28 protein-coding genes are annotated in these 25975 nt (G+C 43.4%); 25 read left to right on the top strand and 3 right to left on the bottom strand.

What is annotated here, in order from left to right; translation table 11 throughout:
* Positions 1–308 precede the first annotated feature (308 nt).
* From nadX to LOR49_RS00540, 3 genes are all read left to right on the top strand, one after another.
* A complete protein-coding gene (gene nadX, locus LOR49_RS00530; protein ID WP_240374045.1) occupies positions 309–1100 on the top strand; it encodes an aspartate dehydrogenase in 792 nt (263 codons plus the stop codon).
* A 162-nt stretch (positions 1101–1262) separates the two neighbouring features.
* Positions 1263–2234 (top strand): hypothetical protein, encoded by a 972-nt coding sequence (locus LOR49_RS00535; RefSeq protein WP_240374046.1) that lies wholly within the window; start codon positions 1263–1265, stop codon positions 2232–2234.
* Positions 2224–4200 carry a RecQ family ATP-dependent DNA helicase gene (locus LOR49_RS00540; RefSeq protein WP_240374047.1) on the top strand — a complete coding sequence of 659 codons (1977 nt, stop codon included), beginning with the start codon at positions 2224–2226 and terminating at the stop codon, positions 4198–4200. The genes LOR49_RS00535 and LOR49_RS00540 overlap by 11 nt, the downstream gene beginning before the upstream one ends.
* A 74-nt stretch (positions 4201–4274) precedes the next feature.
* On the opposite strand, the gene LOR49_RS00545 is transcribed toward LOR49_RS00540, so the two are convergent.
* Positions 4275–5915, bottom strand: a complete 1641-nt coding sequence (locus LOR49_RS00545) for a catalase (protein WP_240374048.1) — start codon at positions 5913–5915, stop codon at positions 4275–4277.
* A gap of 326 nt (positions 5916–6241) precedes the next feature.
* Between LOR49_RS00545 and LOR49_RS00550 the strand changes: the two genes are divergently transcribed.
* The 18 genes from LOR49_RS00550 (at position 6242) to LOR49_RS00635 (ending at position 20295) form a co-directional block, all read left to right on the top strand.
* Positions 6242–7033 carry a sulfite exporter TauE/SafE family protein gene (locus LOR49_RS00550; RefSeq protein WP_240374049.1) on the top strand — a complete coding sequence of 264 codons (792 nt, stop codon included), beginning with the start codon at positions 6242–6244 and terminating at the stop codon, positions 7031–7033.
* Between the two features lie 95 nt (positions 7034–7128).
* A complete protein-coding gene (locus tag LOR49_RS00555; RefSeq protein ID WP_240374050.1) occupies positions 7129–7707 on the top strand; it encodes a CBO0543 family protein in 579 nt (192 codons plus the stop codon).
* Between the two features lie 623 nt (positions 7708–8330).
* Positions 8331–9032, top strand: coding sequence for a GNAT family N-acetyltransferase (locus tag LOR49_RS00560; protein ID WP_240374051.1), 702 nt, complete (start codon positions 8331–8333; stop codon positions 9030–9032).
* A 184-nt stretch (positions 9033–9216) separates the two neighbouring features.
* Positions 9217–9774: a peroxiredoxin gene (locus LOR49_RS00565; protein WP_240374052.1), complete on the top strand. Its 558-nt coding sequence runs from the start codon at positions 9217–9219 to the stop codon at positions 9772–9774.
* Between the two features lie 199 nt (positions 9775–9973).
* A complete protein-coding gene (locus LOR49_RS00570; RefSeq protein WP_240374053.1) occupies positions 9974–10300 on the top strand; it encodes an ArsR/SmtB family transcription factor in 327 nt (108 codons plus the stop codon).
* Between the two features lie 78 nt (positions 10301–10378).
* Positions 10379–11263: a permease gene (locus LOR49_RS00575; protein WP_240374054.1), complete on the top strand. Its 885-nt coding sequence runs from the start codon at positions 10379–10381 to the stop codon at positions 11261–11263.
* A gap of 14 nt (positions 11264–11277) precedes the next feature.
* Entirely contained in the window at positions 11278–11430 is a 153-nt protein-coding gene (locus LOR49_RS00580; protein WP_240374055.1) for a hypothetical protein, read from the top strand.
* A gap of 455 nt (positions 11431–11885) precedes the next feature.
* A complete protein-coding gene (locus tag LOR49_RS17580; RefSeq protein ID WP_240374056.1) occupies positions 11886–12563 on the top strand; it encodes a response regulator transcription factor in 678 nt (225 codons plus the stop codon).
* A 94-nt stretch (positions 12564–12657) separates the two neighbouring features.
* Positions 12658–13578: an ABC transporter ATP-binding protein gene (locus tag LOR49_RS00590; protein ID WP_240374057.1), complete on the top strand. Its 921-nt coding sequence runs from the start codon at positions 12658–12660 to the stop codon at positions 13576–13578.
* Positions 13571–14320 carry an ABC transporter permease gene (locus LOR49_RS00595; RefSeq protein WP_240374058.1) on the top strand — a complete coding sequence of 250 codons (750 nt, stop codon included), beginning with the start codon at positions 13571–13573 and terminating at the stop codon, positions 14318–14320. The genes LOR49_RS00590 and LOR49_RS00595 overlap by 8 nt, the downstream gene beginning before the upstream one ends.
* Positions 14321–14342: 22 nt before the next feature.
* Positions 14343–15251 (top strand): sensor histidine kinase, encoded by a 909-nt coding sequence (locus tag LOR49_RS00600; protein ID WP_240374059.1) that lies wholly within the window; start codon positions 14343–14345, stop codon positions 15249–15251.
* A 650-nt stretch (positions 15252–15901) separates the two neighbouring features.
* On the top strand, positions 15902–16459 hold the full coding sequence (locus tag LOR49_RS00605; RefSeq protein WP_240374060.1) for a DUF5412 family protein: 558 nt from the start codon (positions 15902–15904) through the stop codon (positions 16457–16459).
* 100 nt (positions 16460–16559) lie between these two features.
* Positions 16560–16886 carry a YnfA family protein gene (locus LOR49_RS00610; RefSeq protein ID WP_240374061.1) on the top strand — a complete coding sequence of 109 codons (327 nt, stop codon included), beginning with the start codon at positions 16560–16562 and terminating at the stop codon, positions 16884–16886.
* Positions 16887–16979: 93 nt separating this feature from the next.
* The gene (locus LOR49_RS00615; protein ID WP_240374062.1) at positions 16980–17546 is read left to right on the top strand and encodes a hypothetical protein; all 567 of its coding nucleotides are present in this window, start codon (positions 16980–16982) and stop codon (positions 17544–17546) included.
* Between the two features lie 66 nt (positions 17547–17612).
* Complete coding sequence (locus LOR49_RS00620) at positions 17613–18317, top strand: SDR family oxidoreductase (protein WP_240374063.1); 705 nt, start codon at positions 17613–17615, stop codon at positions 18315–18317.
* 87 nt (positions 18318–18404) lie between these two features.
* Positions 18405–18629, top strand: coding sequence for a hypothetical protein (locus LOR49_RS00625; protein WP_240374064.1), 225 nt, complete (start codon positions 18405–18407; stop codon positions 18627–18629).
* A gap of 248 nt (positions 18630–18877) precedes the next feature.
* On the top strand, positions 18878–19291 hold the full coding sequence (locus LOR49_RS00630) for a carboxymuconolactone decarboxylase family protein (RefSeq protein WP_240374065.1): 414 nt from the start codon (positions 18878–18880) through the stop codon (positions 19289–19291).
* A gap of 203 nt (positions 19292–19494) precedes the next feature.
* Positions 19495–20295: an S-layer homology domain-containing protein gene (locus LOR49_RS00635; protein ID WP_240374066.1), complete on the top strand. Its 801-nt coding sequence runs from the start codon at positions 19495–19497 to the stop codon at positions 20293–20295.
* 201 nt (positions 20296–20496) lie between these two features.
* On the opposite strand, the gene LOR49_RS00640 is transcribed toward LOR49_RS00635, so the two are convergent.
* The gene (locus LOR49_RS00640; RefSeq protein ID WP_240374067.1) at positions 20497–21474 is read right to left on the bottom strand and encodes an MBL fold metallo-hydrolase; all 978 of its coding nucleotides are present in this window, start codon (positions 21472–21474) and stop codon (positions 20497–20499) included.
* Positions 21475–21606: 132 nt separating this feature from the next.
* Here LOR49_RS00640 and LOR49_RS00645 point away from each other — a divergent pair, with 132 nt between their 5' ends.
* Positions 21607–22266 carry a hypothetical protein gene (locus LOR49_RS00645; protein WP_240374068.1) on the top strand — a complete coding sequence of 220 codons (660 nt, stop codon included), beginning with the start codon at positions 21607–21609 and terminating at the stop codon, positions 22264–22266.
* 51 nt (positions 22267–22317) lie between these two features.
* On the opposite strand, the gene LOR49_RS00650 is transcribed toward LOR49_RS00645, so the two are convergent.
* Positions 22318–23418: an NAD(P)/FAD-dependent oxidoreductase gene (locus LOR49_RS00650; RefSeq protein ID WP_240374069.1), complete on the bottom strand. Its 1101-nt coding sequence runs from the start codon at positions 23416–23418 to the stop codon at positions 22318–22320.
* A gap of 682 nt (positions 23419–24100) precedes the next feature.
* Here LOR49_RS00650 and LOR49_RS00655 point away from each other — a divergent pair.
* From LOR49_RS00655 to LOR49_RS00665, 3 genes are all read left to right on the top strand, one after another.
* The gene (locus LOR49_RS00655) at positions 24101–24361 is read left to right on the top strand and encodes a hypothetical protein (RefSeq protein ID WP_240374070.1); all 261 of its coding nucleotides are present in this window, start codon (positions 24101–24103) and stop codon (positions 24359–24361) included.
* 138 nt (positions 24362–24499) lie between these two features.
* On the top strand, positions 24500–24661 hold the full coding sequence (locus LOR49_RS00660) for a hypothetical protein (RefSeq protein WP_240374071.1): 162 nt from the start codon (positions 24500–24502) through the stop codon (positions 24659–24661).
* Positions 24662–24795: 134 nt separating this feature from the next.
* A complete protein-coding gene (locus tag LOR49_RS00665) occupies positions 24796–25866 on the top strand; it encodes a TRAP transporter substrate-binding protein (RefSeq protein ID WP_240374072.1) in 1071 nt (356 codons plus the stop codon).
* Positions 25867–25975 lie beyond the last annotated feature (109 nt).

Consider the following 25975-nt stretch of genomic DNA (forward strand, 5'->3'; position numbering starts at 1 on the left):
GTTCCGGTCATGTCGCGTGAAGAATCCATACTAGGGTAAAGAGAATCCAGACTTACACGCGAAAAATCCATACTCCGGACTGAGTTATCCAGACTTAAGCAAAAGGAATCCATACTTCCAGAAAGATATCCACACTGAGAAGAGAAGAATCCAGACTAACTGGCAAAGTATCTACACTGCGCAGGTCACGGGTAATCTGCTTTTCTTAGCAAAAAGGTCGGAGGAGCTCTTTCATGGTCTGCTGCGGGTTCTCATGCTAAGGTAGAGGGAAGAGTAGAACTTGCAGTGATCGGAAAGAGGTGGCGTTATTGCATATTGGTATAATCGGCACGGGAAATATTGCGTCTTTTTTGCTGGAGGCTATTAATGGCAATCCGGAGTTAAAAGAGGAGATGCAGATTTGCTCGCTTTACGGACGAAATGAAAAAGTGGGGGCTGAACTTGCAGCGGCGTATCACATTGATTTTTACACGGATATCGATGAATTTCTCGACTCTTCCATTGAGGTGGTGGCCGAAGCGGCGACGGTACAGGCAGTGAAAGCGGTCGCGCCGCACGTGCTGAAAGCGGGGAAAGACTTGCTGTTAAGCAGTGTTGGTGCGTTGAGTGATCCTGCTTTTTACAGCGAAGCACGAACGCTTGCCGGTGAAAATGCCGCCAAGCTGTACATTCCGTCCGGCGCAATCGGCGGCCTTGATATGATACAGTCGGCCCAGGCGTTAGGAGGCCTGCAGAAGGTCGCGATTACGACGAGAAAAACCCCGCAGTCCCTTGGGATCACAGAGGATAGCGGCAAAGAGACGATTGTTTTTCAAGGCAGTGCAGCGGAAGCGATTGAAAAATTCCCGAAAAACATAAATGTCGCGATCATCCTCTCGTTAGCCGGCATCGGCACAACCGCAACAACGGTGACGATTAGTGCCGATCCGCAGGTGACAAAAAACACCCACACCATTGAAGCGGCCGGCACCTTTGGAAACTTCCAGACAACGATTGAAAACGAACCTATGCCAAATAACCCGAAAACAAGCTATCTAGCCGCATTAAGCATCTTATCCACCCTCCAAAACAAAAACCAATCCATCCAGATTGGCGGTTAACATGGGGTGACAAGCAGTATAAGCTCGTTATTGACCTCTCGACTTCACCAGCGAGTGGTCTTTTTTTCTAGTAATCTCTTGATTTACCATTATGGTATAATAGGATCATTTCAAAATAGTAGGAACACCAAGACATATTATACGAGTGAGGGTGGATGTGCGATGTATTACCCACATAATATTGAAGAGGTTTGTTATGCGCCGGAGCATGTGGAACAGGTGTTGACGGAGATCAGGCTGACGTTTCCTGATTATTTTCATGACTTCATTCAGTCGGAAGCGGGTCAGGGGTTGTCTCTTGATGATCTTGCCGGTTTAGCGGAGCATTTCGGGAGCGACGGGGATATATGGAAAAGGCGGAAAAAGGATGAAAAAGAGACGTTTCAGCGGATTTTTCAGGAAAGTATCGCTGCGTTTGAGAAAGATCGGGACGATTATTTAGAGTTGTTGGATGAAGAGGCCTTCGACGAATACGAGGATGATCCGAACCATTTTAAAAATAAAATTCTGCGTGACGAATGCCCGATTATCCGGGTGACGATTTACAGCGAGGCGAAAGAGCTCGATAAGTATAAGCGTGATTTTAATCTTGCTAACCCGGCGGAGCTGCTAGATGTGGTGATGAACTTAGCGATGTTTGCGAATACATACAAGGAAAGCCGGACCGCCGAGCAGTTTGAGGCGATTACGACGTTGGAGGAGCTCGGTTTTGAAGAGCTGGATACGGAGGATTATATCGTCTACGGGGCGATTGGCGGCGGCATTAAGAGTCATTTGTTATACAAGCAAAACCCGTCCTTTTTTCCAAACCGGAGCCGTGACGCGTTGTGGGCGCTCTGGTATTTGACGAATAAAAAGACATTTGGGTGCGAGGAAGATTCCGAGTTTCTCATGATTAACGTGAAGGAGAGCACGACCCAACAGAATTATTTTTACCCGTATGAATTGTTTTCTTTTTATGCGCTGCAAATCTTTAACATGCTGGATAAAGAAGCGGAGAAACTGGGTGTGCATATAAACCGTGAGTATCGTTTTGTGTTGGTGAACGCGTTTTTGCAGTTTGTGGCCGCCACGCATTCGGATGAAATTAACTTCTTGAAAAGTCAGCTGAAGGAGGTGCAGCATGGCCTCTAACGCAGATTCCTTGTTTTCCCGCTATTTTCCGAATTTGGCGGAGCAGTTTTCGTTAAAAGAGATGCAAGCGGCTGCCGTGAACAATGTGCGCGCGGGGCGCCATACGCTGTGTATTATGCCGACGAGCGGCGGGAAATCCTTAATCTATTGGCTGGCCGGCGCCTCCTTGGAAGGAACCACCATTGTGATTTCGCCGTTAATTGCTTTAATCGATGAACAGGCGAGCAAGATCAGCGAGCAGGGCTATGACGTGTTGACGATTCACGGGGGGATTCCGCCGAAAAAGCAGGTTGATTTGCTGAAAAAATTCACGAACCGTGAGCGGAATCCTGATTTTATTTTTGTCAGTCCGGAGCGGATCGCGGTGGACGGGTTGTTCGAGTACGCGGTGAGGGCGCGGAAAGCAGACATCCGGCTCATTGCGATTGATGAAATTCATTGCGTCAGCCAGTGGGGTTTCAGCTTCCGTCCTTTTTATAAGCGGATTCCTGAGTTTTTGGATAAGGTGTATGGGGCGGAATGGCCGGTGGTGCTCGGCTTAACTGCGACGTTAAATGAAAAAGAAATCAACGAGATTTGTGATGCGTTTCACATCACGAGACGTAACATCGTGAAAGACGACCTGCTCGTCCGTTCAGAAATCGAGCTGAAAAAAATGAAATTCGCAACGGAGGATGAAAAGGAAGACAAGCTCTGGGAGTTACTGAACATCCATAAAAATGAAAAAGTTCTCGTTTATTTATACCGAAAATACGGCAAACGAGGAACCGAGGAGCTGAAGGACACGGCGGTGGAAAAAGGGTTCCGTGCTGTTCATTTTCACGGCGACATGGCAGCTGCTGAAAGGCAGAAAATGATTCAGGCTTTTAAAAACAATGAGGTGGATGTCGTTTTTGCGACCAACGCCTTCGGAATGGGCATCGATATTCCAGATATTCGTGTCGTCATTCACTTTATGATTCCCGAGTCGGTAGAGCAATATTATCAAGAAGTCGGGAGAGCATCACGGGACGGACAGGCGTCGAATGCGTATTTGCTTTATTCCAACAAAAATATTCAGGTGAAGAAAACCCACTTCATCGACCGGACCTTTCCGTCGATAGAGAAGCTGCAAGAAGTGTTTAAGAAGATTACCGGGAATAAAATCGCCTACAAAACGCTCCCCTATTTCAATGATGAAGAAGTACAGCAGTGTCTTGCCTATTTTTTGGACAACGGGATTCTCGATATTGCCGCCAAGGGATTCACGACGTTAGATATTTTCTCAGAAATCAAAGACCCGAAAGTGGATGAGTTATCGAACTTGACGAAACGAAAGGGCTTTATCAGCACCGTGAAAAAAAGTGGGCGTACTCCGGATGAAGTGAGTGCGGACGTCTATGCGGCCGTCACAAATGGCACGGTCAAACTGAAAAAGAACCTCGATAAATGCTTGATCGTTAAAAGCGAGTATACGGAATTGGATGAAAAGCAAATCCGCGCCCTGGAAGAGGATATGGAAGGAAAGCGCGCGTACAAGCACCGGCTATTAGATTATTTTACTCACTTACTGGAGTCATGTGAGAATTCGCGGGAACTTCACCAAGAAATTGGCCGGTATTTAGGGGTGGACAAGCATCTCTTAAATAAGATTTACCGCACACGAAAAGGGGATTTAGTCCGCTCCAAATCGGAAGTGATCATCGCGAATCTCCTGTATGATGCCGGCATTAACTATGAATACGAGAAAAAACTCTACTACGAACAGGGGCGCTGGATTGAACCGGACTTTACGATTACAGCCGGGGAAAAGGAAATATACTGGGAACACCTTGGCATGATCGGCAAAGCAAGCTACGATAAAAGATGGCTCGAGAAAACAGCCGTGTACGATACATACTTTCCCGGACAGTTGGAAATCACATACGAAAACCCAGCCCTCTCCGATTCTGCCGAACATCTGATTGAGAAAATAAAAAGCATGTAAAAAGGCGGGAGGATGTGGTGTAAAAAAAGAGAAAAGCCCTGGGCCGCTCACGACGTCTCAGGGCTTTTAGCAGATTAATACGGATCTGATTCGCGACTTTTATTTGTCGCATCTTGTGTCGCTTCTTTATCATCGATAGAGCCTTGCGTAAAGCTCACCCATTTTGATTCCCTTCCAGGAAGGCTTGCTTTCACATCTTCCAGTTCTTTCATTTTTTTCTCGATACCTTCTTTGACACGCCGGCCGTAGTCTTCATCTGCTTGTGTGAAGTGATCAATCATGGTGTGTTGAATACGCGTGTCACAAACAGCCAATGCCTCCGAAAGGTTTTTAATAAGCTCGTCGCGCTCCCAATCCTGCAAGTTACGATACGTTTTGCCGGCTTGTCCATAGTTATTCGGACGGTCGATCGGAGCACTCAAAGCCTCCGCATGATAAGTCGGCCGGTGCGGCTTACGATTCTCTTCACTTGCTTCCTCTAACCCACCTAACAGGGATGGCTCATAGTTGATATGCGGATCTTCACCGGATTCGTTCGGGTCGCGGTAGTCCATCTGACCGCGGCGTTGGTTCGTACGCACCTCGGTTTTCGGCGCATTAACAGGTAGTTGTAAATAATTCGCTCCGACTCGATAACGCTGGGTGTCGGAGTAAGAAAACGTTCGGCCGATGAGCATTTTGTCGTCAGAGAAATCCATTCCATCCACAAGGACACCTGTACCAAAGGCAGCTTGTTCAATTTCCGCGTGATGATCTTTTGGATTGCGATCAAGCACCATGCGTCCTACCGGAAGCCATGGAAATTTATCTTCCGGCCAAAGCTTCGTATCATCAAGGGGGTCAAAGTCAAGCTCCGGATGGTAGTCGTCTTCCATGATCTGGACAAACAACTCCCATTCCGGGTAATCGCCGCGTTCAATCGCTTCATATAAATCCTGGGTCGCATGACCGACATTCTTTGCTTGAATGTTATCTGCTTCTTCTTGCGTTAAGTTGCGGATCCCTTGCTTTGGCTCCCAGTGATACTTCACCAGCACCGCCTTGCCTTCTTCGTTTACCCACTTATACGTATTAACCCCGGAACCTTGCATGTGACGGTATGTGGCTGGAATTCCCCACGGCGAAAACAAAAAGGTGATCATATGGATCGCTTCGGGTGTGCGCGATACAAAGTCAAACATCCGCTCCGGGTTTGGCACATTGGAAGCAGGGTCCGGTTTGAAGGCATGAATCATATCGGGAAATTTCATCGCATCGCGGACGAAGAAAATTTTAAGGTTATTTCCAACGATGTCCCAGTTCCCGTCTTCTGTGTACATTTTCACAGCGAACCCACGTGGATCACGAGCTGTTTCTGGTGAATCTTTCGCACCTGCTACAGTAGAAAAGCGGACCATAAGCGGCGTCCGTTTCCCCGCACCAGAAAATACTTTTGCGCGAGTATACGTTTCGATGGGTTCCTCTCCCGCTTTTCCGTATGTCTCAAAATAACCAAAGGCACCGGTTCCACGAGCATGTACGACTCGTTCTGGTACCTCTTCCCGGTCAAAGTGGGACATTTTCTCAAGGAAATGATAGTTTTCCATCGTTCCCGGGCCGCGTCTGCCGATGGTACGCATATTCTGGTTATCTGTTACCGGCCGCCCTTGGCGAGTGGTCAGCGTCTCTCGTTTCACATCCTCATGTTTGTTCCCTTTCTCCTTGTCATGTTCCATCCATTATTCCCTCCTCAAGAAGCAGTTACCACCTATGGAAATTCGTCAAACGTTAGTATGACCTTTTTACCCCAATGTATGAGGAGATTTTCAAATATCGTTTGTAAAAACGAGAAAAGGCATGACATGTCTACTTGATGCGGTGAGAGCTGCTTGAATACCACTGAAGCAGCTGCCTAACGTATTCCAACTATCTTTTCAAGTATCGGAAGTGTGATGGCAGGACAGAGAGAGGTATTGTATAATAAGAAACAATTAGTTGTGCTTGAATGGGAAGCAATTCTTCCTTTTTATTCATGTGATAGGTCATGTAAACGAATAACTATATGAATGGACAGAAGGGATTTTCACTCTTGTTTATTTTTGTCACGATGCTCGTTATGGGTCTCCTGCTTGGTTTTATTGGGGCAGGAGGCTCTGGTTTTATTATTGCGATGTTAGCTTCTGTATTTGGAATTCCCGTACATACCGCGCTTGGAACGTCCCTGGCAGCGATGGTCTTTACTTCGCTGTCCGGTACGTATAGTCACTTTAAAGAAAACAATGTCCTGATGCGAGTCGGCCTTGCCACAGGTCTATTTGGCGCTGCCGGCGCTTTCGTTGGTTCGCGTATTGCCAATCTGGTTCCTGGCAGTAAGTTAGAATCGTTAACCGCCTTTATGCTGTTTTTCTCGGCGGGGTTGTTATGGCTTCGTCTCTTTACGAAATTCGGCCAGTTTTGGGCAAATGCCGGCGCGCAGACGGTACCAGCCGGCAGTCGTTTTTGGATGGCGGCAGGTGGTGTCGGACTTGCGACAGGTATATTGTCGGGATTGTTTGGTGTGGGTGCCTCGCCGTTTATTCAAATTGGCCTGCTGTTTTTCTTTGGCTTATCCGTACGGCAATCAGCAGGAACGACCCTGCTTGTTATTTTACCGATTGCGGCTGTGGGGGGATTTGGATATTATACGACGGGCCATTTGGATATCCTCTTGTTTATCAAAGTGGTCGCCGGGACGATGATCGGCTCCTATATAGGCGCTAAATTCACCGCTCGTCTTCACCCAACCGTCTTAAAAACAACGCTCGTCGCCGTCCCGGTTGCGGGAGGACTGTTATTATTATTTGGAGGAGAATAGGTTATCTGCTTCTGCGCTGCCATGTTCGAAGAAGGTATAATGGAACGCTAAAAGGTTAAAATACCCTATAAATCGTTGTAGGGTGGTCTTTCATTATGAATAGTCAACAATCTGAGTTATTAGATGTCATAAGAGCTGGGGCCGAAAAAGTAAGTCACTATCAACTAGAATATTGGCAGTCATTTTCCAATTTAACAACGTGGCAGTATTGGTTGCTAGTCCTCATGCTAGTTACACCTCTTATTGTGTTATTTATTTGGATTGATAAAAGGAAGATACTGCTCCTCGGTTTTTTTGGTCTGAATTATCACGTGTGGTTCGCTTATGCCAATAAAATTGGTATTGGCTTAGGCCTGTGGGAGTATCCTTATCACTTGATACCGTGTTTGCCTAGCTTTAGCTTAGATGCTTCACTCGTACCCGTTTGTTTTATGTTGTTGTATCAATGGACGTTACACCGTAAAAAGAACATGTATGTATATGCTGTGCTGTTATCAGCAATATTGGCGTTTATCATGAAGCCACTTTTGGTACAGCTTCACCTTTTCCATATGTTTAAAGGACTGAATTACGTTCACTTGTTCTTGTTTTATTTGGCTTTCTTTCTCGTGTCCAAGCTCATTACATCCCTTTTTGTTTGGCTGCACGAAAAAGAAAAGCAGGTATCACGTTGATGAAAGGAACGGGCGCTTATCGAACCAGATAGGCGTCTTATTTGTTGTGGCGTGATTGTGATAGTGCTGTATGAGACCACAACACATGTAACCGTGTTACAATAGAGAAAAGAAATCGGAGCGGGATAAAACATTGATAGAGGAGTGGAGATAATGACGGAAAATTTTTTAGAACTTCCTGACGACCTTCCTGTACCGCAGGATGACGGCGCATGTAATCATTTGAAAGGTAAAGAAATACCATTTGACCGCATCCTGCGGGATCTAAGGAAGCCGCCTAAGTTCCCCACGTCCTGTGGGAACGGCTGCCCTAGCACCTCCTGTGCGTCGCAGGATGCGGTGGATTCTGCGTTGACTTGTACAGGATGTACTGACTTCTACGTTGCAAACAGGACGTTTGCGTTCTTAGTAGAAGTTCCCTTCCCGACATGAGTTCTTTCGTTAATTCCCGCTAGAGTCGCCGCCTTCCGTTACAATTAACTATAGATATTTACAAGCGTAAACGAAAAACCCTTGTGAATTTGATCCGTCTAGTCTTTAATGATTTATCTCACCGCCCCCATGGTTAATGTGTCCCGTTGGCGGTCGTTTTTACAATTAATGTAAGGAAGTGTGGTTATTACGTGGCTCAGCGATTAAACAAATATAACCAGCCGATTGGGGAGGAGTTGTCCAATTGGCAGAAGAGACAGTTCCCTTCTGATATGCATTACGTTGGAAAATATTCGATTGTTACCAAATTAACGCCTGCGCATACTAAAGAACTGTATAGCGCTTTTACAGATTCCCACCCTCGGAATTGGACCTATTTAATCGACGAACCGCCTGAGAGTTTTGAATCATTTGAACAAACTATAGTAGGCAAAATAGATAGCAGCGGCAGCGTCTATTACACCGTGTTAAACAAAGAGACAAACAAACCGCTTGGGATTCTTAGTTTAATGAGGATAAATCAAGCAAATGGGGTCATTGAAGTAGGGGATATTAATTTTTCGGATGCATTAAGAAGGACTAGAATCTCGACGGAAGCCCACTATTTATTAGCTAAGTATGTATTCGAAGAGCTTCAATACAGGCGCTATGAATGGAAATGTGATTCCCTTAATGCTCCCTCTATCAAAACAGCAAAACGCTTAGGATTTAAATATGAAGGCACCTTTAGAAATGACGTTATCTATAAAAACCGCTCACGAAGCACCAGTTGGTTTTCCATGCTGGTCGAAGAATGGCCTCTATACAAACGAGCATTCACACAGTGGTTGGCAGAGGAGAACTTTGATGACAAAGGAGTTCAAATTCAACGATTAGAAGCATTTCGGAAATAAATCCCAATAAAAAATGACCCACCTTGGTCGGCTCTGTTGACTTTGTTATATCAATGAGAAGTAACTTTTCATACCTCCTTACACTGTTAACTCACGCCTAAAGGTAAAGGAATGGGCTTTCTCATTCGGAAATCTGTAAAAATAGTTATAGTTGGGAAAAATCATTGATAGAGGAGTGGAGATAATGACGGAACATTTTTTAGAACTTCCTGATGACCTTCCTGAACCGCAGGATGACGGTGCATGTAATCATTTGAAAGGTAAAGAAATACCATCCGTTACATTACACTCAACAACAGGCGAAAGTGTAGATCTGTCACAGATAAAGGGGAGACTTGTTTTATATTTTTACCCCTTAACGGGAAAGCCGGGAGTAAGTCTTCCTAGTGGGTGGAATGACATCCCAGGTGCTAGGGGATGTACAGCACAGGCTTGTTCTATTCGAGATCATTTTCAGGAATTACAAAAATTAAATACAAAAGTATTCGGAGTAAGCACTCAACGTACAGAATATCAAAAGGAATTAACTGAACGGCTTCATTTGCCTTATCAACTCGTAAGTGATTCCAATTTGGCTTTATCGAATGCGTTAAACCTCCCATTATTTGAGGTAGATTCCATGACGCTTATCAAGAGACTTACTCTTATTGTGCAAGATGGGATCATTGAAAAAGTGTTTTATCCTGTTTTCCCACCAGACAAAAACATAGATGAAGTAGTTGAATGGCTATCTGCTAAGTAAAGAAGTTCCTGGAGAATCCCAAGAAATGTAAAATAGCGCCTGTTTTCTCTCAAGGCGCTTACATCTCAAAAAAATACGGCCACCTTTTGTGTTATTAACGATCCATCAAAAAAAATTGATTGATACGGTTGCAATGTAAAATAATGGGGAATATACTAGCGTTAGATCAAATAAAATTGATGTAAAGGAGTGAATAGAAATGTCAGTTATAGAAGGAATAAACGAAGCTAATCAAAAAGAGCTGTTCAAAAAATATGAAGCAAAGTATAAAGCTTTAGCTGATCAACTTCGTTTGAAGATCATGTATGAATTAAACCAACGTGGACAGGTTTGTGTTTGTGATTTGACGGAAATTGTAGAGCTTCCACAATCCAAACTGTCCTACCACCTCAAAATTTTATTGGATGCTGATTTAATTACGAGAGAAAAGATCGGCACATGGAATTATTATCGCTTACATGAAGCAGAGGTAAGGGGACTTTTATCAGAAGAGTTATGCTGTATCTTTTATCCAGAGAAAAAATAATTTTTTTTAATCAAAACATCAACTTTTTTTGATTAATATATCAAATAAAATTGATGTACATAAGCTGGAGGGAATAGGATGGACAGTGTTTTGGGCTTTTTGCAAACGTTTTTCAAGCTTTTTGTAGAATTAACCGTGTTATTTATTTTCATTAGTTTTTTGGTAAGTTGGCTACAGCAAAAGGTGACAGAAGATAGAATTAAACGAATTCTCGACCGTCAAAATAAATGGAGTGGTTATCTGTACGGCGCAGGTCTGGGGGCCTTGACCCCGTTTTGTTCCTGTTCGACCATCCCTATTTTAGCGGGACTGCTGTCTTCCAAAGCACCATTTGGTCCGTCTATGTCATTCTTAATTGCTTCCCCGCTTTTGAATCCCGTCATTGTTATTTTACTTTGGACGTTGCTTGGCTGGCAGTTAACACTTTATTACGTTGTCATTGTCGGGATATTTGCTGTTTTGATCGGTGTTGTTTGGAAAGCATTGGGGCTTGAGCATTCTGTTAAGAACGTGAACGTAAGAAAAGGAAGCAGCCAAGACGAAAATGTGGCAGCATCTAAGTGGAAATTGGCGCTTGAAGATGCGTGGAGCTTCTTTTATCCATTACTGCCTTACTTAGTAATTGGTGTGTTTATTGGTGCTTTTATTTATGACTTTATTCCACAAGATTTTATCGTGACATATGCAGGAGGCGACAAGCCGTGGACGATTCCTATTGCTTCCATTCTTGGTATCCCGATGTACATTCGGGCAGAAGCAATCTTGCCTATCGGTGACGCGCTGGTGAGCAAAGGAATGGGGATTGGCTCCGTTATCGCCCTTTTAATTGGGGGAGCAGGAGCAAGCATTCCGGAAGTTGTCCTCTTAAGTAAGTTATTTAAAAAGAAATTAGTAATCTCATTCGTGGCTTCCATCTTGATTGTCGCTGTCAGTACAGGGGTTATTCTGCAAATGATTCTTTAAAGGAGGTGAGACAAATGGCAGAGAAAATGTCTGGGCTAAAAAAATTATTCTCCAAGTCCAATAAAGACTGTTGCAGCGTCGAAATTGAAGAAGTGAAAGCAGATGAAAATGACGACTGCTGTGATGAGACGGGGAAGAAACGTAAAAAACAACAGAAAGAAGCCTAGCCATCTGATAGGAATCTTGCAAAAGGGACTTCAGTTAGAAGCCCCTTTTGTTCTGACAGCCCTTTTATAGTGTCACAGTGTACACCTGCATTTACAAAACAAAACACACTATATTAGTTATAATAAATAATAGAGCGAGTTTCATAATTAAGATACAGTTGTTTGAAATACGAACAATTTGGACATAGCATAGACAAGTTGATTTTCACTGCAGGCGGACGCTTTCCGCGGGCAACGCCTCAGCCCCCTTGACCTGCAAGCGGGTCTGCGTGGTCTTCGGACTGTTGCTTTTCCCGCTGGAGTCGCCGCCTTCCGTTACAATCAACAACAGATATTTACGATAGTAAACGAATAACATATAATTCATTTGTGTTATTGTTCGTAATTGCCACCTAAATAAGCACGCATGGAATTGATTCAGTATACAAAAAGATCCAATAAAGCAGGTGAAGAGTGTGGAGGAAGGGTATCGTATTTTACTAATTGAGGATGATCAGGAGATTAGTAAGTTACTGAGTGTGATTGTTGAGAAAGCAGGGATGGTTGCGGTTCCGGCTTATTCTGGAACAGAAGGGTTGCTGCAAGTCCAAAATAATTCATATGACTTAATTATTTTGGACTTGATGCTACCGGGAATAAGCGGAGAGGAATTTATCATGAAGGCGAGAGAAGAGACTACGATACCGATTATCGTGATTTCAGCGAAGGTTGGTATAGAGGATAAAGTGCAAGTATTAAAAATGGGGGCGGACGATTACATAACCAAGCCATTTAATTCGGAAGAAGTGATGGCAAGGATCGAAGTTCAATTACGTAAAACAGATGTTCCATCATCAAAGACGGAGAACGTATGGCGTGAGCTTCGTATCCATCCAGAAAAACGAGTCGCCACGTTAGAAAATAATGAGCTGCCATTAACGAACGCTGAATTTGATATTCTGTCTTTTTTTGTCAATCATCCGGAGCGTGCTTTTTCCAAAAGGCAGATTTATGAACAGATTTGGACAGGTCCTTATTTAGGCGAGGACAATACCATTAGTGTCCATGTTTCTAATATCCGTAAGAAAATGGCCGAAATTACAGCGGATGAGTACATAAAAACCATTTGGGGAGTAGGTTTCATGCTTATCTAATTTCTTTATGATTTCTTTATGTTTTGTTTAACGGAAATTAAAGACGCCTGAGCTACACTACTTGTATGACGAACAGAGTGAAGGGGTCAAGAATATGGAAAGACTGATTCAGACGTTCCAATTGACAAAAATGTTTAAGCAGGAAGAAGTCATCAAATCTATTGATTTCACGTTGGAAAAAGGGGAAATTTGTGCATTAATTGGTAAAAACGGTGCGGGAAAGTCAACGTTTTTTAAAATGCTTGCCGGACAATTAATGCCGACTTCAGGGGATATTCACTTATTTGGAAAATCAGGCAAGGAAATGACGAAAGCAAAAAAACGAATGGGTTTCATGATTGAGACACCCGCCTTTTTCCCGGACTTTACGGCAACTCAAAATCTGGAGTATTTTCGAATTCAACGAGGCGTTGTTGAAAAGGAACGCATCTATGAAGTTTTGCAAATTGTCGGGTTGGCGAATCAAAAGAAAAAAAGATTTAGAGACTACTCCATGGGCATGAAGCAACGATTAGGTATCGCGCTTTGTCTCCTGAGCAGCCCGGATTGTTTAGTGCTGGATGAACCAATTAATGGGTTGGATGCGGAAGGGATTAGGGAGATTCGTAATTTATTATTGAAACTGAACCAAGAAAAGCAAATCACCATTTTAGTTTCCAGCCATATTTTAACGGAACTGCAATTGCTGGCAAAGCGTTTTGTGTTCATTAAAAACGGCATGATTGTGGAGGATTTAAGTAAAAGAACGTTAGATGAAAAGAGTAAGAAACAAATAAGGCTGAAAGTAGATAACCCGACAAAAGCGGCGCAATTGCTGGAAAGCGCATATCCGGATATTCGTTATAAAGTGCTTCCGGATCAAGTAATCAGCCTGCAGAATCATGTGGAAGAAAGCGCTGAGATTAATAGCCTCTTAGTAAACAATGGCGTGTCCGTGATGGAGTTTCGCATTGAAGCGTTGAATTTAGAAGAATATTTCTTAGGACTTGTAGAGGGGAATGATGCAAATGATTAATTATATAAAAAGTGAAAATTATCGTTTGCTGCGTAAAAAAGGCCTCTACCTGACAAGCTTGATTTGTCTCCTGCTAATTACTGCCGCAGCAGTTGTTTTGTACCTGTTAGGGCAGTATGAAACAAATTTCCCGTACGCAACAAGTCTATTCTTTTATTCAAATGTGATTAGCGGAAGCCTGCTTATTTTAATCGTAGCGTTCCTTTTTAATGTAGCTCTAACAGGGAAGGACACGTCTTTACTGAAACAGTCTATCTCTTTTGGTGTTTCCAGAAGTGCGATTTTTTGGTCAAAACTCATCCTGACAGTAAGTTATTTTCTGTTGCTATGTATGATAGGAATGGTTTATACAATTGGATTGGGAGAGAGCCTTTTAGCTGACGACGCACAATCCGTGGAAAGCTTTTTGATCGCCAGTTTCAATATGCTGCCGATCGTACTCGGTGGTTTTTTCATGATTCATGCGCTGAAAATGCTGAAGTTCGGCGATGTCTATATTATTATCCTGTTGCTATTCCTCTTTATGTTTTCCGGTGATCTGTTACGAATGATACTCAGACCGGTTACAGGTTTAAGCGAGCTGTATCAATATGCGCCAAGCACACTGCTGGATGAAAACTTAATGGAATTTGTGGATCAAGCAGCAACATTTGATTATCGCTATTGGGTTGTCGGCATTGCGATATCAGCAGTTTCACTATTAGTAGGCGCGAAAAGGTTCGCCAAACAAAGTATCGATTAAAAGTGCGGAAGGAAGAATTCTTATGAATGGCTGGTTGATCATCGCTCTGTTGATGGTTCTGTTAATCATTAGTTTCGGAGCACTTTTGCTTTTTCATTGGGATGTAAGAAAGATGACAAACCAACTGGACGAAATTATTGAGAACTTCGGGACAAATGAATTGGTTCGCACAAATACGCACAGTAAAACCATGAAGCACTTTATCGCCAAAATCAACCGGCTTATTTATTTCTTCAAACAAGATCAACAGTATAAAGAAAAGCGGGAGAAAGAGCTCAAGCAAGAAATCACAAATATTTCCCATGATTTGCGCACACCTTTGACGTCCATTAAGGGATTTTCGGAATTGTTAACAGATCCGTCTTTGACCAAAGAGGAAAAGAAAGAGTTTGTAACGATTATACAAAAGAAAATTGATAACCTCACGATGATGGTTGATTCATTTTATGAGCTTTCGCAAATGGAATCGATGGATAATCAAATGGTCTTGGAGCGGCAGCTTTTGGATGAGCACGTGATCGAAGCGATGCTGTTGTTCTACCATGATTTTGAAAAAAAGCAGTTGAAGGTACATGTGGATGAAGGGAAAGTATCACCTATCTTGGGCGACCGGAAAGCAACAAATCGTATTGTGATCAATATCATTCAAAATGCCTTACGCCATGCGAAAAGCTATTTCACAATAAATCTGCTCGAAGAAGAAAAATATGTCCGGTTAAGGGCAATAAATGACGTGGACGAATTTGATAGTACGGAACTTAATCGGATTTTTGATCGGACCGTCACCATGGATGCCAGCCGAACAGGCGGCCAGCTTGGGTTGGGCCTGCACATTATTCAACAGCTGATTCATAAACAAGCGGGAACCGTAGTGGTAGAGGTTAACGAAAATGAATTCACGATAGACGTATTGTTTAAGAAATGGACGTAACCGGCGCCGTCGGAATATCTTCAACCACATACCTTTCATGATACAATTCATAATTAAAGTACGGTTGGAAAAGTACGAACAATTTTAGACGCAACATAGAAAGTTTGATTTCCACTGCAGGCGGACGCTTTCACCTACAGGCACAAGGGCGACATCAGTTCAAGACTGCGCTTACGCTTGCTCTCACTGTGTCTTCTTTGCCGCGGGCAACGCTTCAGCTTCCTCGGGCCAACAGGATGTTGGTCAAAAAGGCGTTGCCACAGGACGTGGCGTTCTTAGCCTTTCCCCTTAAAGCCCGCTCACTGCGGGATCTTCAGCTGTTGCTTTCGACGAACACGACGTCCTAGTGTCGGCGTTGGTCACAGGACGTGACCGTTTTTAGCCGACGCACGCTGGAGTCGCCGCCTTCCGTTACAACCAACAGTTATTCAAGTCAAAAAACGAATGATATTATAAATTATAACGTTCTCTGTTTCCCCATTTGTTATATTGATTCAATTAAGCAATTGGCGCTTAACCTAAACAGGGAAAGCGTCTTTTTTGATGGAATAAAGATTGAGTTCGTTGTGTCCCTTTGAAATAATTGGGAGGAAGTAAGTGGGCAGTAGAGTTGAAGGAGAGGTGTATTATTGATTTAGAACGGGGAGATTATGATTTTAATAATTGGGCTCTTCACATCTTTCATTACCGTTGTTTTATTTTTGATTTTGTGCGCAAGGATAATAATTTCTTTCATTAAAAAGAAGCCTTTTCCTAAAAAGTTAGGTATGGCAACGTTGGCCGGGGGTGTTCTGATTTTTTCCATTTACCTCTATGAATCGTACTTTTTTACATTTAGTGAAATTGATAGGGCATTCGTCCAACCGGGACCTGGGCCTGTAACATCACCCACTGAAGAATATACAGCTAATGCCTATTATGAACCGTACGGTGGTGCCGCAGGCGGTGTTAACGTTTGGGTTGAAATTACTGATAACCACGAGAAAAATAAAGTCCAAACCATTTATTATAGTGATGCCAAAAGTGATTTTTCTATGAAATGGATGGACGAAAATACGCTGTACATTCAAAATAACGAACCGGATTATCCGAATTCTAATAGAAGCATTGAATTAGAAATCGGCAAAGAAATTTATCATGAGAATGGTTTGGCGTGTAAAAGTCTTTTAATGAAAGATGAATATGAGACTTGCTTTCAAAACGAATAACTCCTGTTGCACGATGGGAATAAAATTGAATGTCATTGTACTGGAATTGAGCCTGATTGCAGAATAATTTTTGTTAAAATGTTAAGGAAGTGATTGGGAAATGCTTAAAGCCATATTTCTTTTTCTATTAGCGGGTTTAGCTGAAATTGGTGGAGGTTATCTTATTTGGCAGTGGTTGCGTGAAGATAAGACTGCTATTTTGGGGCTATTTGGAGGTATTGCGTTAGTTTTATATGGTGTTATCGCTACATTTCAAACATTCCCATCCTTTGGTAGAGTCTATGCAGCCTATGGCGGAGTCTTTATCATTCTTTCCGTGTTATGGGGATGGGTAATTGATAAAAAAACACCTGATTTCTATGATTGGATAGGTGCAAGTATTTGTATAGTTGGTGTATCCGTCATGTTATTCGCACCACGCCAATAACTAGGCTCGACAGAACTTGTGAAGAAATGGGTGAAATCATTTTACTCTAATGTAACCGTGTTATAATAGAGAAAAGAAATCGGAGCGATGGTAATGGAAGAAACGTTGAAGCAAATACTCATCGAAGTCCAAAAGGTTAATCATCGAATGGGTGGCTTGGAGACCCGTATGGATGGTTTTGAAAGCCGCATGGATGGCCTTGAAAAGCACATGAGTGGTTTTGAAAAGCGCCTGGATGGCTTGGAGACCCGTATGGATGGTTTTGAGAGTCGCATGGATGGCCTTGAAAAGCACATGAGTGGTTTTGAAAAGCGCCTGGATGGCTTGGAGTCCCGTATGGATGGTTTTGAGAGTCGCATGGGTGGTCTTGAACAGCATATGAGTGGATTTGAAAAACGCTTGGATGGTTTTGAAACCCGCTTTGATAACTTAGATAAGGATATGAAAGAACTTAAGGATGGCCAAGAACAACTGACAGACAACACAATTAATCGTGTTGGTTTTTATATCGAAAAAGTTGCAAATCACATCGATGAAAGATTTGATGATAGTAAAGTTATATCAAAGGAGCAACAAAGGATTATTGAGACTTTAGCAGTTCGTTCTATTACTCACGAAAGTGAAATAAAAGAATTAAAACATATACTCTCTAACCAATAAGGAGCGATTACGCTCTTTTTTTCTTTGTTTTCACAGAAGAATGAAGCAACAAGGAGACAAATGACCATGACCAAACAATTGATAGGAAAAACGGCAATTATTACAGGTGCAAGCAGTGGTATCGGGGCTGCCATTGCGAAAGAACTTACGGAAGCAGGTGCTAATGTTGTCCTTGCCGCAAGAAATAAAGAAAAGCTGGAAAAGATAGTCGCCGAAATTAGCAATGAAGAAAAAGTAGTAGGGATACAAGCCGACATGACGAAGCAACAGGATGTTGATTTTCTGGCAGAACGTGCCAAACAAGCTTTTGGAAGTGTAGATTTTTATGTAAATAATGCCGGGAAAATGGGGTCGAGCAGAGTTCTAAAGGGAGATGTCTCTGACTGGGAGCAAATGATTGATATAAACATTAAAGGCGTTCTTTACGGCATTCATTCCGTTTTACCGGAGATGTTGGCGAGAAAGAGCGGTCATATCGTGAACATTGCTTCTGATTCGGGATTTGAGGTCATTGAAAGACTGACGGTGTACTGCGCTACTAAATTCGCGGTACGTGCCATTTCCACCGGGTTGGAAAAAGAACTTGCCAATACTGGTGTACGGACCACTAACATTTCACCGGGAATGGTAGAGACCCCATTAAGCTCACAAAGCCCTTTTGAGACCGACAGAAAGAAGCTCGAACCAATTGACATTGCAAAAGCAGTCCTATATGCCGTAACTCAACCGGATTATGTGAATGTGAACGAAATCACAGTTCGACCAGTTTAATAGGAATATTATGTTGCAATCGGGCGTAGCGCGAAGCACAGAGATGAAGCGATGTGTAAAAATGTGAACAAAAAGGAGGTGTTTTTTATGCTGTGGGTGTTAACACAGGATCAAAAAAGGCTGATAAACGCAAGAGAGGTTACTGCAAATGGAAAAAAGGTTGAAGGTGTTATTGGCAGTGGGCTTCTAGATAGTTATGTTTTGGGAAAGTACGAATCAAACGATAGGGCATTAGAAATTCTTAAAGAAATACTTACAAAAATGGAAGAAAATACTGGTGTTTCTGTAACATTCAGTATGCCCGAAAAGTAAGTACTAATTTAATAAAAGCACGATATCCATTTTTAATGGAGCAGCAAAGAGGACAGCCTCTTTTACGTTTATGAGCAGACAGTAAGGGATTATTTAACCCTTGTTGTTCTCTATTTTTCATGGGTGTTTGGTATTCATTGCCTTAATGGTTATTTCATGTATAATCTGCTTCAGGAATGATTGTTTCCCTTTACATACGGAGAAGAAAAATAGGAAGCATTATCATGCATACCAAGGAGGTTTTCGAAGTGGCAGAAGATCGTTATCAAAAAGGGTTAGAGAAATTAATGGAGCTTACTTTATCAGGAGAGGATAACCCAACTGGCGAGATGGACATCGGAGAAGGATTTAGTGATATTGCGCCGGACCTAAGCAAATACGTGGTGGAATTTGCTTTCGGAGAGATTTACTCACGCCCAGGGTTGGATAACAAGCAGAAGGTACTTACAACCATTACAGCCCTTGTAGCTCAAGGGAAACCGCAGATTGAGATGCATATCAAAACAGGGCTGAACGTTGGTTTGACACCGGAAGAGATTGTGGGCTGTATCATGCACCTTATCCCGTACACCGGGTTCCCGAGTGTCTTGAATGCCTTAACCGTCGCTAAAAAAGTATTTGCAGAACGTGGTGTATCTGTTACAACGTCTCAAGACGAGTAAAGGTTGGGTGTAGAAAGTACGAAGAAAAAGGTTCTGACCGACAGCTTTTGTTGGTTAGAGCCTTTTTTCGGCTTTTTCTCCGATCTACCGGGAAGTCTGGTTTACTTTCTTCATTTTGGTAAGTTTATAGTTAACGGGAAAAGTTCCCATCCAAATGGTTTAATGGTATGATTTTACCATAACTAATGATGGAGGTTATGTTCATGAGGGGATTTAAGATTGTTTTCGTTTTATTGTTAGCACTTCTATTATATGTTCCATTCTATTCTCATACGAGTGCGCAAACTTTTTCCGATGTACATAGGAGTTTTTGGGCTTATCATGAAATTGAATGGGCTGGTAACGCAGGGATTGTCAATGGATACGGGGACGGGAGTTTCAAACCAAACAGTACATTGACAGAGGCTCAATTCGCAGCAATTTTAGCAGATTATTTAAATATCAATCCTATTACTGTTCCCGGGGATTATCATTGGGCCCAAAGTATTTACAATTCATTGAATATGTACGGGCTGCCATTAAGAGGCTATGCAAATAATAACGACTCAATAAAGAACAGGCCGGTAAAAAGAGGGACTATCGCCAGGGTATTGGCGGCCACCCAGGGGCATCGGGCTGAAATCAGCGCAGCTGTCCAATTTATGTATGATCATCATATATCCAGCGGAAGAAATGGTATTAAAACTTTTTCATCTTATGGCGTGGATGAGACTTTAACACGGGCTCAAGCTGCTGTATTCTTCTCTCATTTAGAAGCTAATGGTTTAACCCAAATGGTTGCCGAAAAAGATCCACATCCAAGAGATAACTATGAGGCTATGGCTGAAGCGGTAGATTTAATTAAGAGAGAAAATAGCGATAGTAAGAACGTGGAAGTTAAAATGATTTACTATGATGACCAGAATGGAATGTACCGGGCAAAAGTAGGGATTAAGGATTCTCCGTATGGTTACTGGTTTGCACTTGTGAATCCAGTTACAGGTGAAGTGACGCCCGAGTACTAAATGCCCGGGCCGGTACTGTCGCAGATCAGAGCTTCAAGCCGATGTTGGGTATGAGCCACGCGGACTCGCCCAAAGTAGAGGACTATTCAATAAAACCGGAGGGAGCCTTTCATCAGGCCCACCCGGTTTTTGTTTAATGGATCAACATGAAAGCAAAGGGTATCATGGTTTTATCCTATCTCTCGTCCTCTGGAAATGGACTTAAGCATGAATGGGTTGATAGACCCACACCCCGCCTTGCATTCTTTTCGTTATCTTGCCCTGTTTCTCCAAGTAGTCGAGCTGCCCAATGATTTCTGACATGACAAGAGGGAATTGCTTGTAGTACGTGTTTTTATAGTACGACTGGGCAATGTCGCGCCCGGTTTTTGCCCCTTCTTCGATGAAACGAAGGATTTTGTCGCCCTTCTTTTCAATGCCCTGGAGTCGCTTTTCGATAATAAATGTCGGGTTCTCTATCTTCTCGCCATGACCTGATAAGACACAAGACACAGGGAGCTCTGAAACTTTCTGTAGCGTCTCCACATTTTGAATAAGAGAAGGGAGGCGGTTGCCGTTTTCATCCGGTCCGATTAAGGCATTGCTCGATATATGTTGAATTAAAAAATCAGCGCCAAAAAGCAGTCCGGTTTCTTCTTCCCAGAGCCCCACTTGATCCGGTGAGTGTCCGGGCAGGTGGAGAAGCTGAAACAAGGGCAAATGGAATTCCTCGATTGGTTTGATAGCTGCCTCAATCGCAAAAGGTCGGTTCGTTTCGATAGAGCGAAGGAGGTGGGCCACTTGTTTTTCCCCTTCTTCGCCGCAGTCGAATTCTTGATACAACTTTTTGAAAAATTCCGCCCGTTTTTGTAAAAGTTGTTCATCCCGTTGCAGATAAGGGATGGCTTTTTCATGGGCATAAACAGGAATGTCTTCTTTTTCCGTTAATTGATTCACGACCCCGCAATGATCATTATGGTGATGGCTCAAGAGAACCGCGGAAATATCCCCAAGAGAAAAACCATTCTCGTGCAGGCTTTCGACTAACGCATTCCAATATGTTTCATCGGGTAAGCCACCGTCAAATAAAATAAGGTCACCGTCCACAAGCAGCAAATAGAAATTGATCGACCGTAAGTCACCCGGGACAGGGACGGATACCGGGTAATATGTAAAGGATGGATGAGAAGTAGACAACATGTGAAATCACGCCTTTCCTTCTCAATGGTACAAAAACGGAAGAAAAAAATGAAGGAAAGAGGATTATAGAAGGAGAGGGAGACTGTCCTCACGAAAGTATTGATATGTATGATGGAAAAGGAGTGGTAGCGCGTGGATTTTCTCACTGCCGATAGGTTAAAAGGAACCTATTCTACGGAAGCGAGTTTTTACAATTTTAAAACCGCTGAGCAAACGTTTGCATGCCGGGATTTTGTACATATTTATGAGAACGACAACAGACAGATTGATCGATTTGACGCCATTTTCACACTCGCGAATCCTGGTTTATGTTCGCCTGCGGAAACCACGTATGACATCCCGCACGTAGTTGAGAAAAGGGAGTATCAGAGGAAATACATCCCAGCTAAAACGGATAACACGCAGTATCAGATCATGAGGTTGATGCACGTGAGAAAATGGTGCAATGTGCTGGTGATCAACCTCTCTGATATTCGGTGCGGTAATCTTAAAGATTTCCGTATCAAACTGAAAGAAGCGGAAAAAGCAGGTTTTACGAGCCATAGTATTTTTGCAACGCAGCGCAAACAGGAGCTTACTCATGTATTGGATCAATGCGCAGGTCCGGTTATCGCTGCCTGGGGAACGAACCCGGTCGTGAAAGAACTTGCCGAGAAAGCAATCCACGCATTGCCGGCAGAACGAGTTACCGGTGTTCTATACGAGAAAAGACCGTTCTATTACCACGCCAGCCCACAGCCAAAAGGAAAGAAATTGGAATGGCTCCGTTCAATGGCGCGCGAACTGGCGTAGTTTTCGTAAAACGAGTAGCTGTTTGATGACTTGGCAAAAAAAGACAGTCTGTCAAGGACGGGCCCCTTTGAGTTTCACATACGGACGCAGAAGATAGCTCGCGGTACGCAGCGGGTCCAGTTTTCTAGGCTGAAATAATTTTCCTCCCCATGGTCCGTGTAACGCTTTGATCATGCGGTCGAAGCCTTTATTGGACAGCTGTTCGATGGATTGGCGGAGGACGAGGGAGTTTTCGTATTTTTTCCGAAGGGGTTTCGTTAATTCCTCGTACTTCCCGAAGCCGCATAAATCATACGCAGCGTAAATCCCGCTTAACATAGCCGGATGTTGGCCAAACCCGAGAAAAGGCATCATTGTGCCAAAGCAGTTGCCGACAAAAAAAGTATTGCCGATCCGCGGTGACTCGCAGATCCCGATCGGATAGCGGGTGATGTCGAACTGATCGGTAATGGGAAGCTCCTGGTTAAGGTGCGCTTGCACGCGCGGGTGAAACCTTTCCCACAATTCGTCCATCTGGATGTTCTTATTCACCGGCAGGTCCGGGATGGCGATCGTAATATTCGCTTCTTTTTCCGAAAACGGGATGAGAAAGCAGTAACCGTAGGGGGCGAGAGTGTGATCCAGCCAAGCCATCACCGTATAGCGGTCAAACTCCCCAGTCACCGTCGCCCCTTTCAGAGAAACAGTGAAATCCGTATGGAAATTCCTCATCTCCTTCGCGTCATCCCCGTCGCCGGTCGCCACGACGACGTGTGTGTACTCCCGTTGTAATTGGTCTAAGGAATACTTGGAATGATAGTGAATGTCCGTCTTCGTCTGCCGTTCCAACTGCGCTTCAAAAGCATGTTCCTCGCGGCCGCGAACATTTGAAAAACCAAAACGCCCCTCGATCGTAGCCTGTTCATTTTCAGAAAACAGCCTCATTCGCTGGATAGGCGCGGTCGGCTGCAAATAAATGCCGTAGTCTTCCGCCAAAGACGCAATACAGTCACTGATCGGGTGTGTGAAAATGGACAACAGCACCTCCCCATTCACAAACCGATCCCCCGCTTGGCCCCTCGATTCAAAAATAGCTGGCGTTATGCCGTTTTTTTCAAGCGTAATCGCGCACGCTAACCCAGAAAGCCCCGCCCCCATAATCGCAACTTCCACATCATCATCTCCTTTACCATCATAACCATTCTCCCTTTCACAGCATTCCCAGCGAACGAAACAAACATGTATGCAAAAAGCCGAAAACGTTACTGAGGCTGGGAAAGAATGATGAGACAGGACATGCAGAAAACAGGCTTCATAAACGCTCCATAAGACCGGAGACGAAGGAAATCGCGGAAAACACGTCTCATGAACGCACCATAAGACCAAAAACGAGAGGAGACTGGTTGGAACTGGTCTTATGGACGCTTCATACGAATGGAAAAGAGGGAAGCCCGGTTGAAGCTGGTCTTATAAATCGCGCTACAAGAACTGAAGCCTGGTGAGTGGTTGTGTTATGAAGTTTTGTGAGTTAGAAGCCTTATTAAGGACGCGACTGGTGGTGTAATCAGTAATAGTATGCCGGACGGGCTGGTGTGTGCGATGCGAAATACGTAATATTTTTCTTAAGAAGTGACTAGCTTCGTTCCCGCCCTCGTACTGTTCGTCAGGGCACAAAGAAGGCTCAAGGATGTTTTGCAGCAGGGAAGCGCCAGAAGCAATAACAATAAAAGAGTTCGAATATTTTCTCAAAAAATTGACAAAAAACGCAGACTATTATAATATATATTAATATAATATACTTTTCTATATATTATATTAATTAGTACTATTTCTATTATCAAGCGGAGGTGTTTGTATGTCTGAAGAGAAAAATGTAGCACCCAATCTGCGTGACAAGCAAAACCGAGACTTAGAAGTACGGGTAGAGGCCAAAAACTTAGGTGAAGTAGCCAAACAGAAGAAAGTTGCGGTGGCTTCTTTGTTCCAGCATGGACTCCCTGGAGACAATGGGGTAGGACCAACACATACGATTGTTAGTGACGAAGGGTCTTACTTAGGAGGGGAAGATTCTGCTCCGTTTCCATTATCATACTTCACCGCCGGAGCGGCATTTTGACTACTTACCCACGTGTCGCGGTACGCGACTATTAAGAAGTTTGACGTTACAAAAGCGCAAGTAAATGCGGTATTCCGCTGGCATTTTGAAGGTTCTGCGCTTAAAGGAACATATCGGAGTGAACCAAGAGCATTTGATTTGGAATTAACGATTGACTCAAGTGAATCACCGGAAAAAGTGGCCGAAATGATTCGGGTTGCACATAATAGCTGCTATACGGAACAAGCACTGGAAAATCCAGTTAAAGTGAACAAGACACACTTTTTAAACGGCGAACCTTTGGATGTTCCGGATCATTAAAACAGGATTATATCGCAACGATCAGTGGGGACCGCTAACCCCACTGATTCATTTTTCAACATAACCACACAATTATTTAAATATTTAAACACCTTTTCGCGATTGTATTTGAAAGCTTATAAGGGGGAGAAGAAATGAAGGCAGAAATAAGACGCCGATGGCTCGGGATAACGATGTTCCTTGCTGTTATTCTAGTAATCACCGGCTGTTCAAGCTCAACAAATGAGGAAACAGGCGGAGACAACAATGCAGACGCGGGGGGGAGCTATTCTTATGATTTTTCACATATGTTTCCGCCTAACCACGTCATGGAAACAAAAGTGGTACAGACTTTTATTGACAAAGCCGATAAAGCTACGGATGGACAAGTGCAAGTGACCTCCTACCCGGGTTCTCAGTTAGCAGAGCCGGACGGCCAGTACGAAGCAGCGGCAACCGGCGTTGTCGATATGGCTTTTAGTGTTCACAGCTATACACCGGGACAGTTTCCGTTGACCTCCGTCATGGAAATGCCTTTTCTAGCAGAAAGTGCGAATGAAGGTGCTGAGGTTTTATTGAAATTGTATGATGAATTTCCAGAAATACAAGAAGAACACGCAGATACAGAGGTACTTTGGCTTGGAACAACTGAACCTGGCCAAATCTTCACAGCAGGCAAACCGGTAAAAAGTATAGAAGATTTAAAAGGAATGAGAATTCGATCTCCCTCTCCAGAAGTGAATAAATGGCTGAAAGAAATGGGGGCTACTCCTGTTTCTATGCCGTTAACAGAAGCATATGAAGCGATTCAAAAAGGGGTCGTTGACGGCACAGTCGGACCGTACCACACGTTGCTTGACCAGAGCCTTGTAGATGTTATTGATTACGTAACGGTCGGCGATTTTTACATGAGCACCTTCTTCTCGGTTATGAATAAAGACAGCTGGGAGTCAATAGATGAAGACACCAAGGCCTCCCTTTCGGAAATAAAAGGGGAAGAAATGACGATGTATTTGGCTGATGTGATGGATACGCGAAAAGAAGAAGCTATAGAGGCATCTGAAGAACAAGGAATCGAGTTCTATCAGCTTAGCGATAAAGAACTCGAAGAATGGCGGGCCAACATGCAGCCAGCAATTGACGAGTGGATCCAAGACAAAGAAGACAAAGGACTTCCAGGGAAGGAAATCTATGAAAGAGCCGTGGAAATTGCTTCACAAGAATAATTACCTATAAAGTTGGTCAACAAAAAAATTAACCGTTTGCCTTAAAGGTTCTACCGCCATCCTTGTCTTTTGATAAAAAGGATGGCAGGGGGCCTTTTTTTCGTTTCCG

Source organism: Bacillus piscicola (assembly GCF_022458745.1).
GTDB lineage: Bacteria > Bacillota > Bacilli > Bacillales > Marinococcaceae > Alteribacillus_A > Alteribacillus_A piscicola.